General features: G+C 43.2%; 7 protein-coding genes and 1 pseudogene. 5 read left to right on the top strand and 3 right to left on the bottom strand.

All coding sequences use genetic code 11. The features are described 5' to 3' along the window. The first annotated feature begins 447 nt into the window (after positions 1–447). Positions 448–732: a DUF3493 domain-containing protein gene (locus OSCI_RS10925; protein ID WP_026103813.1), complete on the top strand. Its 285-nt coding sequence runs from the start codon at positions 448–450 to the stop codon at positions 730–732. Between the two features lie 285 nt (positions 733–1,017). On the opposite strand, the gene OSCI_RS10920 is transcribed toward OSCI_RS10925, so the two are convergent. Then, entirely contained in the window at positions 1,018–2,043 is a 1,026-nt protein-coding gene (locus tag OSCI_RS10920; RefSeq protein WP_007354998.1) for a DUF1565 domain-containing protein, read from the bottom strand. A 155-nt stretch (positions 2,044–2,198) separates the two neighbouring features. Here OSCI_RS10920 and OSCI_RS10915 point away from each other — a divergent pair, with 155 nt between their 5' ends. Both OSCI_RS10915 and OSCI_RS10910 read left to right on the top strand, forming a co-directional pair. After that, positions 2,199–2,774 carry an alpha/beta hydrolase gene (locus tag OSCI_RS10915; protein ID WP_007354997.1) on the top strand — a complete coding sequence of 192 codons (576 nt, stop codon included), beginning with the start codon at positions 2,199–2,201 and terminating at the stop codon, positions 2,772–2,774. 362 nt (positions 2,775–3,136) lie between these two features. Next, entirely contained in the window at positions 3,137–4,051 is a 915-nt protein-coding gene (locus tag OSCI_RS10910) for a YihY/virulence factor BrkB family protein (RefSeq protein ID WP_007354996.1), read from the top strand. Between the two features lie 9 nt (positions 4,052–4,060). Here OSCI_RS10910 and OSCI_RS10905 read toward each other — a convergent pair whose 3' ends face one another. Then, the gene (locus OSCI_RS10905; RefSeq protein ID WP_007354995.1) at positions 4,061–4,408 is read right to left on the bottom strand and encodes a VOC family protein; all 348 of its coding nucleotides are present in this window, start codon (positions 4,406–4,408) and stop codon (positions 4,061–4,063) included. 178 nt (positions 4,409–4,586) lie between these two features. Then, positions 4,587–4,802: pseudogene (locus tag OSCI_RS31955) on the bottom strand (sensor histidine kinase); the annotation flags it as partial. A 99-nt stretch (positions 4,803–4,901) separates the two neighbouring features. Here OSCI_RS31955 and OSCI_RS10895 point away from each other — a divergent pair. Together OSCI_RS10895 and OSCI_RS10890 are read left to right on the top strand one after the other, a co-directional pair. After that, complete coding sequence (locus OSCI_RS10895; protein WP_007354993.1) at positions 4,902–5,549, top strand: ISAs1 family transposase; 648 nt, start codon at positions 4,902–4,904, stop codon at positions 5,547–5,549. A 562-nt stretch (positions 5,550–6,111) separates the two neighbouring features. Next, positions 6,112–7,275, top strand: a complete 1,164-nt coding sequence (locus OSCI_RS10890) for a GuaB3 family IMP dehydrogenase-related protein (RefSeq protein WP_007354992.1) — start codon at positions 6,112–6,114, stop codon at positions 7,273–7,275. Positions 7,276–7,550 lie beyond the last annotated feature (275 nt).

The following is a 7,550-nucleotide window of genomic DNA, read 5'->3' as shown; positions in this document are numbered from 1 at the left end:
AAGGCTAATTGTTAATAGCTAACTACTAAAAAGCCACAAGTTAGATGGTAATTTAAACAATAGGTTTAATTAAAATCCGTCTACTTAATATTTTCCCCCCTTTTATTTAATTAAAACACAAGCTCGACCTGATTTAGCGATTTTCCTGCCAAGTTATGTCAATTTTTGTATATAATTTGCAACCTTAGTTGCTACTCTATGGTGACAAAATTTCAAAAGCGATCGCCTCCATTTTCCATTTAATTGACTTACCAAAAGAGCGATCCCCACATCTGCTACACCCATTCAGAATGCGGGTAGAATGTAAAGTTTTATTAAATCCCTATAAAAATTACAAATACATTAATAGAACTAGCGTAACCATTTATCGACTAAATTATAAGTTGTGGAAAAATGCCCACCTTTTTACATCGTGGGTTCTCAATCATCTATTACCTCTGCGAACAAATGCCAGACGATCGCTCGAAAACTCCCCGTCAAATCAGTCCAGAACAATATCAGCGCTTAAAAGCAGAGATGGTGGCTCCCTACCGAACTCTACGACAGTTTGTGTACGTCGCTTGCGGCGCTTCTGGTTTCATCGGTGGCCTGGTTTTTCTGGGTCAGCTCATGGTCGGTCGCGAAGTTGGCTCAGCGATCCCCAATTTTGCTCTGCAAGTCGGAGTTGTGGCTCTGATGGTGTGGCTGTTCCGCCTAGAGCAGCGATCGCGCCGCTCCTCCAAGTCAAAGTAACGAAACGCTACAAATCGTGACACAGCGACATCTGAAGCAATGAAAGTTCAGAATATAAAGAAATTATTACGAAAATCTTGATCCCTGACAAGTTTATGTCAATATCAGTATAGTTAAATTAGAGCTACCCAATTTAAAGGCTCTAACCATAAATCCCTTTTAATCGGTTCAATTGGGGTCAGCTTTCATAAAGACCCTAAAAATAACATCATAATATTAAGCTGAGCGCCAGCCTCCACCTATAGGAAGACTGGCGCTCATTAATTTAAGTGAGTTCTGCAACTTCTATCGGCTGGCCGTCAGGTCGATCGGGCCCGAAGTCCGAGTTTTGGTGAGTTGATTGCCGATCGCGAAAATGGTATTAGTACGAGTGGCATTGTAGAGGTCGTAACGCCGATTACCTCGGATGATATTTTTGCCAGGACTACCTGCGGTACCCAAGTCAGGTTGAGATTTAGCGATCGCCACCACCCCATCCCGCACATTATTTTCAATCAAATTACTACGGAGCATTGGCCGCGCCGAGTGAGAAATTAGTATGCCATCCCGATTTTCAATAATCCGATTTTCTGCAACCAAAGGCGATGCAGAGTCATTAATAGCAATCCCAAATCCTGTATTTTGAAATAAATTTCCTCGGATTTCACCTTGAGAAGACCGCACCGCAGAAATCCCATTACCATTATTCTGAGTAAAGACATTATTGCTAATTTTAGGACTGCTGCTACCCGTAATAAAAATACCTTCACGTTGGCTATTAAAAAAGGTAGAATTAGCAACAACCGGACTGCCAGATTCAACCCATAGACCCGTACCGCGAGTATTCGGATTAGTAACGGTGACACCGCTAATTTGGCTGCCATTTTCAGCTCTAATTGCCACATTTTGTCTAGCAAAACTCGGACTAATAAAGTTAGCGCCGCCAATAATTCGTACCGACTTACCTTTATTAACTTCGTCGCCGCGCAGAATTACATTAGGTTTGATTATTAGCGGGAAACTTTCCCCCGTTTGGGCGCTATAGTTACCCGGAGCTAGTTGAATTAAAGTGTTAGAATTGCTTTGCTGAAGAGCATAAGTGATGGTACGGTAGGGCACGGCTGGATTACCAGCATTAGCGCGATCGCTTCCCCTGGCTGGATCGACATAAATTGTTCTCACCTGTGGCGTTCTTTGGGGAGAATTTGCCCAAGTCGGGAGTGCTGTAGCACCCAAGGAGCCAACTAGCAAAGCAACAGCGGCGGCCGCAGACTGCTGGCTAAAATGGTTGAGGATGGTAAAGGGATTAAAGCGAGAATGCTGATTGCTCATGATGGTAATTCCTGATTTATGATTTTGGGTTTGCGGGGGACATTATTTATTGACTACATAAGCCCAAATCTTAAATCTGGTTAAAATTACAGAATGCTAATGAATCAACTGCTAATTGGCTATAGTTAAAGTAACAAGAGATTTGAGGATTAACTATGCACTTAAAAAAATTGGCACATATATGCACATTATTTTTAGCAGTAGGTGTAGGAATTGCCTTCTACAGCAATCCTGCGGTCGCTGCTGAAAAAGTGGTACTCAAATACACCATTATTCAAATGACTATCCCCGTCAGCGAACTGGAGAATTTTACAAAAACTGGACAAATGTCACCTGCGTTAGAGATGCTTTTGGGGAAGGCGAATAAAAACCCAGAGACAGTGCGCCGCGCTTTGAAAAAGCCTGTCAAGGTGAATAAAGGATTTTTAGAACAAGCGCTCAATAGTCAACCTGGGAAAATGATTTTAGATGAGGTTGGTCAGGTAATTCATCCTCCTTCACAGGATGCGGATCGGGAGGCTTTGCGATCGGCTTTAGTGTTATCCGCGAGTCAGGATAATGAGATTACTGTGATGGAAATGATTAAAAATTATCCAACGGATGAGGTTCATGTTGAGGGCGATCGCTTAGTTGAGGCTTATGGAAAAATTGCATCTTTGGCAGAACAATTGAACGGTGCAACTGAGCAATTACAAGATATACTAAATAAAATCCGTTTGCCAAGATTGTAGTATTTTTTAATCCTTGGCGGTGGAACAAGGATATTTAGTAATTAATAATTGAGATTACATAGATGAGGCAGATTTTCAGATTACACAGATTAGAAGATCGTCTGTGTAATCCCTGTAATCTTTAAAATCAGTGTTCGTATTAGAAGATCGTCTGTGTAATCCGCGTAATCCTTAAAATCAGTGTTCGTAATTAGTTAAACATTACTAATCAGTATATCTATCCGACGGCAGAGGCGAAAAAAAATCTCTCCTTAGTAAAATTCAAGAAGCAAACTCTTACAGAAGTTAGGCACCATCGACTAAAAATCAATGGTTACGAATAGATTTGCATAATTCCTGTATAAATTAAGGAACTTCATCCCGTGAAATTGAAAAGAATCATATCCCTAATTAAAGAAACTTTTAAAGAATGGCAAAAAGATAAAGCCCCTACCTTAGCGGCAGCTTTAGCATTTTATACAGTGTTTTCTCTAGCACCATTGCTAATCATCGTAATTGCGATCGCAGGATTAGTCTTCGGTCAAGAGGCCGCTCAAGGTCAACTTGTAGGGCAACTTCAAAGTTTAGTGGGCAAAGACGGTGCAGAAACCATCCAGCAACTTGTAGCTAATGCTTCCCATCGCCAGTCGGGAATTATCGCCACTGTCATTGGTGTGGCTACACTTTTGTGGGGAGCAACTAACGTATTTACTAATCTGAAAGAAGCTCTTAACATGATTTGGAATGTTGAACCACCACCGGGACGCGGGTGGCTAGGTTTTCTGCAAGACCGGGTATTATCTTTTGCAATGATTCTCAGTATTGGCTTTTTACTCCTAGTTTCTTTAGTAATCAGCGCAGTATTAACAGCAATAAATCAGTGGTTAAATGGGTTACTGCATATCCCCAGTGGTCTTTGGCAACTGATTGATTTTGGTATCTCTTTTAGCGTGGTGACAGTGCTTTTTGCCTTGATTTATAAATTTTTACCTGATGTTAAACTGGTTTGGAATGATGTTTGGGTGGGAGCCGCGATCACCTCAGTCCTATTTACCATCGGTAAGTCATTAATTGGAATATATTTGGGTAGCAGCGGCATCGGATCGACCTATGGTGCTGCTGGATCGTTTGTAATACTTTTGCTTTGGATTAATTACTCGGCCCAAATTCTATTTTTAGGCGCAGAATTTACCCAGGTTTGGACTAACAGATACGGCTCCCGAATGTTAGCAAGGCGAAAAGCTAAGCTAGAAAGCAGCGACCAACCGTCAATGTCTCAGTCTGGGGGTCATTTTTAATATCTAAAATTAAGCCGGTTCGTAGAGGTACTCAAAGCCGTTACCGTCTGGATCGCGTGCGTAGAAGGAGGCTGTACCGTCGCGGTGCTCGTGGATGTGGGTGGCGGGGATGCCGTCAGCTTTGAGTTGGTTGTAGGCGGCTTCCATTTCCGCGCGATCGCGAAAAACAAACCCAAAATGCGGCCCTGCTTGGTTGTAACTAGGACTCAATAAGGCCAGTCCATCATCGCCAGCTTTCAGGTAGGCCCAGTCTGCATCTTTCCAGGCTAATTCCATTCCTAAGTTTTGGTAGAACTCGGCTGCTTTGTCAATATCTTTGACACAAATGGCGACGTGGCCTAATCGTTTCAGTTTCATCTTGAGTAAGGTTTATTGTTGTTAGGCAAACTAATATAGCTAGGGGCTAGGGGAAGAAGGGAATAGTAAGCAGGCTTTAGCAATGAACAGTAGGAATTACTTCTGTTTCAGTGGCTTCACGCTCTATCAATCTTGATTGAGCAGGAGGATGTAATCTAACCATCATAGCATAATTGCTCTAATTTTTCAAAGGTAGTGATATTACAAATTCAGTACCCACACCCAGAGTCGAACTACACATCAATTGGCCTCCATGTTTTTCTACCACAATTTGACGCGCGATCGCCAAACCCAATCCCGTGCCTTTGCCCACATCTTTAGTCGTAAATAAATGGTCAAAAATCTTCGGTTTCACCTCATCGCTAATACCCCGACCATTATCGCGAATCCGAATCACTACCGATTGCAGGGTAAACGCATCTTAATTTCAACCTAAAATATGATAAGATGAAGTATTTGGCTAAATCAAGTGTGTAATTCATAGGTACGATCGATGGCGAAAGGGTTTACTTCAACATTAACTTTCCAAGAAAAAACAATAGGTCTATCGAATCCGACCGACTTATTGAACGTTAGTTTTTTAAACCATTTTGAGGCATTGACCGATCCAAGAATAGAAAGAAGTAAAGAGAATTTACTAATAGATATTGTAGCCATTGCCATTCTAGCTGTCATCAGCGGTGCGGATGGATGGGTAGCAATAGAACTCTATGGAAAAGCTAAAATAGAAAAGTTTGTTGGCAGAGAGCATAGCTATTATCAACAAATAGAAGCAGGGCATCATCGAGTTGAAAAAAGACAAATTTGGACAGTGGCAGTCTCAGAGTTGCCACCTCTTTATAATCAATCATTATGGACTGGATTAAAAACAATTGTGATGGTCGTAAGTGAAAGACGTTTGTGGAATAAAACTACCACAGAAGTTCGGTTTTATTTAAGTAGTTTAGCCAGTAATGCCGAGAAGATTTCTCAAGCAATTCGCAGTCATTGGGGTATTGAAAATAGCTTACATTGGACATTAGATGTTACTTTTTCTGAAGACAAGAGCCGCATTCGTAAAGATCATTCTCCTGAAAATTTTGCTTTTCTACGTCGTTTAGCTGTCAATTTACTGAAACAGGAAAACGGATTCCCGATCTAAATTGATTCAGCTTTAAGAATTCAGAAGTTCTTAAAGCTCGATTTTAACTGGGTTAATTGCATCAGATTTAAGAGTTTTAAGAATGCTTCTCTCAGAGAATAGTTATGCACAAATATGATTTTATGTCAACTTAATTTAGATGCGTTTACCCTGCTGCCTGAATATAGTTCTTCTGTAACCTCATAACCAGACAGATTTGCGATCGTATCCATAACCTAGTTTCCTCTCTTAAAGAATAGTTAAAATAGTTGTTGCGTTATTAATTATAATGCAAACACCTAAGCCTAAGATGGTTGTCGGAGATCGTCTCGCCTAGAAGTTATAGAACTATATTTAGTATTCAATCTATGATTTAGTATTCAATCCGGCGCGATCGCCAACTTGGTACTCACTCCATCGACCGAAATTTATAGCGATCGCACCCCGATCTGTTTCTAAACTGACAATAAGCGCCAAGGCTTAGCCAGCCGCAGACATCGCCTCCCCCACCTCCCCCCAAACCGCAAAACCCCCGCAATAATTTGATACCCTAAACTAATAGTCTTGGGAACGGTACAGAAGAGTGGAAATATCAATAGGGCGCGGCAAAACAGCTCGCAGAGCTTACGGCATTGACGAAATCGCGCTAGTCCCCGGACAGCGCACCCTCGATCCAATTTTGGCAGACACCCACTGGCAGATCGGAGGCATCGATCGCGAAATCCCCATCATCGCCAGTGCAATGGACGGAGTAGTAGATGTCCGCATGGCCGTACTCCTATCTCAGCAGGGAGCGCTAGGCGTACTCAACCTAGAAGGCATCCAAACCCGCTATGCCGATCCCCAGCCAATATTAGAGCGCATCGCCTCCGTCGGCAAAGATGAATTTGTCGGCTTGATGCAGGAACTCTACACCGAACCGATCAAGCCAGAATTAATCCAGCAACGTATTCAAGAAATTAAATCTCAGGGAGGAATTGCCGCCGTCAGCGCTACCCCCGCAGGCGCAAGCAAATACGGCTCAGCCGTTGCCCTAGCTGGAGCCGATTTATTTTTCGTACAAGCAACAGTCGTCTCCACCGCTTACCTTTCCCCTGAATCGGTAACGCCTCTGGATCTGACTCAGTTTTGCCAACAGATGCCTATTCCAGTCATCTTAGGCAATTGCGTCACCTACGAAGTTGCCCTAAATTTGATGAAAACTGGCGCGGCTGGCATTCTCGTAGGTATTGGGCCCGGTGCAGCTTGCACATCTCGCGGTGTTTTAGGCGTTGGCGTTCCCCAAGCGACAGCAGTCGCAGACTGTGCGGCGGCGCGGGACGATTATTATCAAGAAACTGGCAAGTATGTCACTGTCATTGCTGACGGCGGCTTAATTACTGGCGGCGATATCTGTAAGTGCATCGCCTGCGGTGCCGACGGCGTAATGATTGGTTCCCCCTTTGCCAGAGCCGCAGAAGCTCCTGGTAGCGGCTATCACTGGGGAATGGCGACTCCTAGCCCTGTTTTACCTCGCGGAACTCGCATCCGTGTTGGTACAACTGGGACTTTGGAGCAAATTTTGCGCGGGCCCGCACTGCTAGATGACGGTACTCACAATTTACTCGGTGCTCTGAAAACTAGCATGGGTACGTTGGGGGCTAAGAATCTTAAGGAAATGCAGCAAGTAGAAGTGGCGATCGCTCCTTCACTACTGACTGAAGGTAAGGTCTATCAAAAAGCTCAGCAGTTAGGTATGGGTAAGTAGATTCCTGAAGTCCTACCAGCATAGCTTTAAAAGATTTTTGTAACAGCGCAAGCTCACCCCTTTTTAGAGGGGGTGGGTCAAAAAATTGTTAAGTAGTCTAGCAAATTACAAAAATCCCTGCAATTATCCAGAAGGAGATGCCACAATATAGAAAGCGGAGACCATTTAGTTTCCGTTCACTCCTCACACCACACTCCGCCCGGACTACTGTTCGGGCGGTTCCTTTTTTACAGATTTTTATAGATGAACGCGGCTATGCTAGGGAAGAGGGGCTA

It is taken from the genome of Kamptonema sp. PCC 6506, from assembly GCF_000180455.1.
Taxonomy (GTDB): Bacteria; Cyanobacteriota; Cyanobacteriia; order Cyanobacteriales; family Microcoleaceae; genus Kamptonema; species Kamptonema formosum.
The sequence above is the reverse complement of the archived record's forward strand: the minus strand, read 5'-3'. Positions and strand labels throughout refer to the sequence as shown.

Coding starts and splice junctions, on each gene's coding strand:
- OSCI_RS10925 (WP_026103813.1), top strand. CDS start 448: ATGCCAGACGATCGCTCGAAAACTCCCCGTCAAATCAGTCCAGAACAA.
- OSCI_RS10920 (WP_007354998.1), bottom strand. CDS start 2,043: ATGAGCAATCAGCATTCTCGCTTTAATCCCTTTACCATCCTCAACCAT.
- OSCI_RS10915 (WP_007354997.1), top strand. CDS start 2,199: ATGCACTTAAAAAAATTGGCACATATATGCACATTATTTTTAGCAGTA.
- OSCI_RS10905 (WP_007354995.1), bottom strand. CDS start 4,408: ATGAAACTGAAACGATTAGGCCACGTCGCCATTTGTGTCAAAGATATT.
- OSCI_RS10895 (WP_007354993.1), top strand. CDS start 4,902: ATGGCGAAAGGGTTTACTTCAACATTAACTTTCCAAGAAAAAACAATA.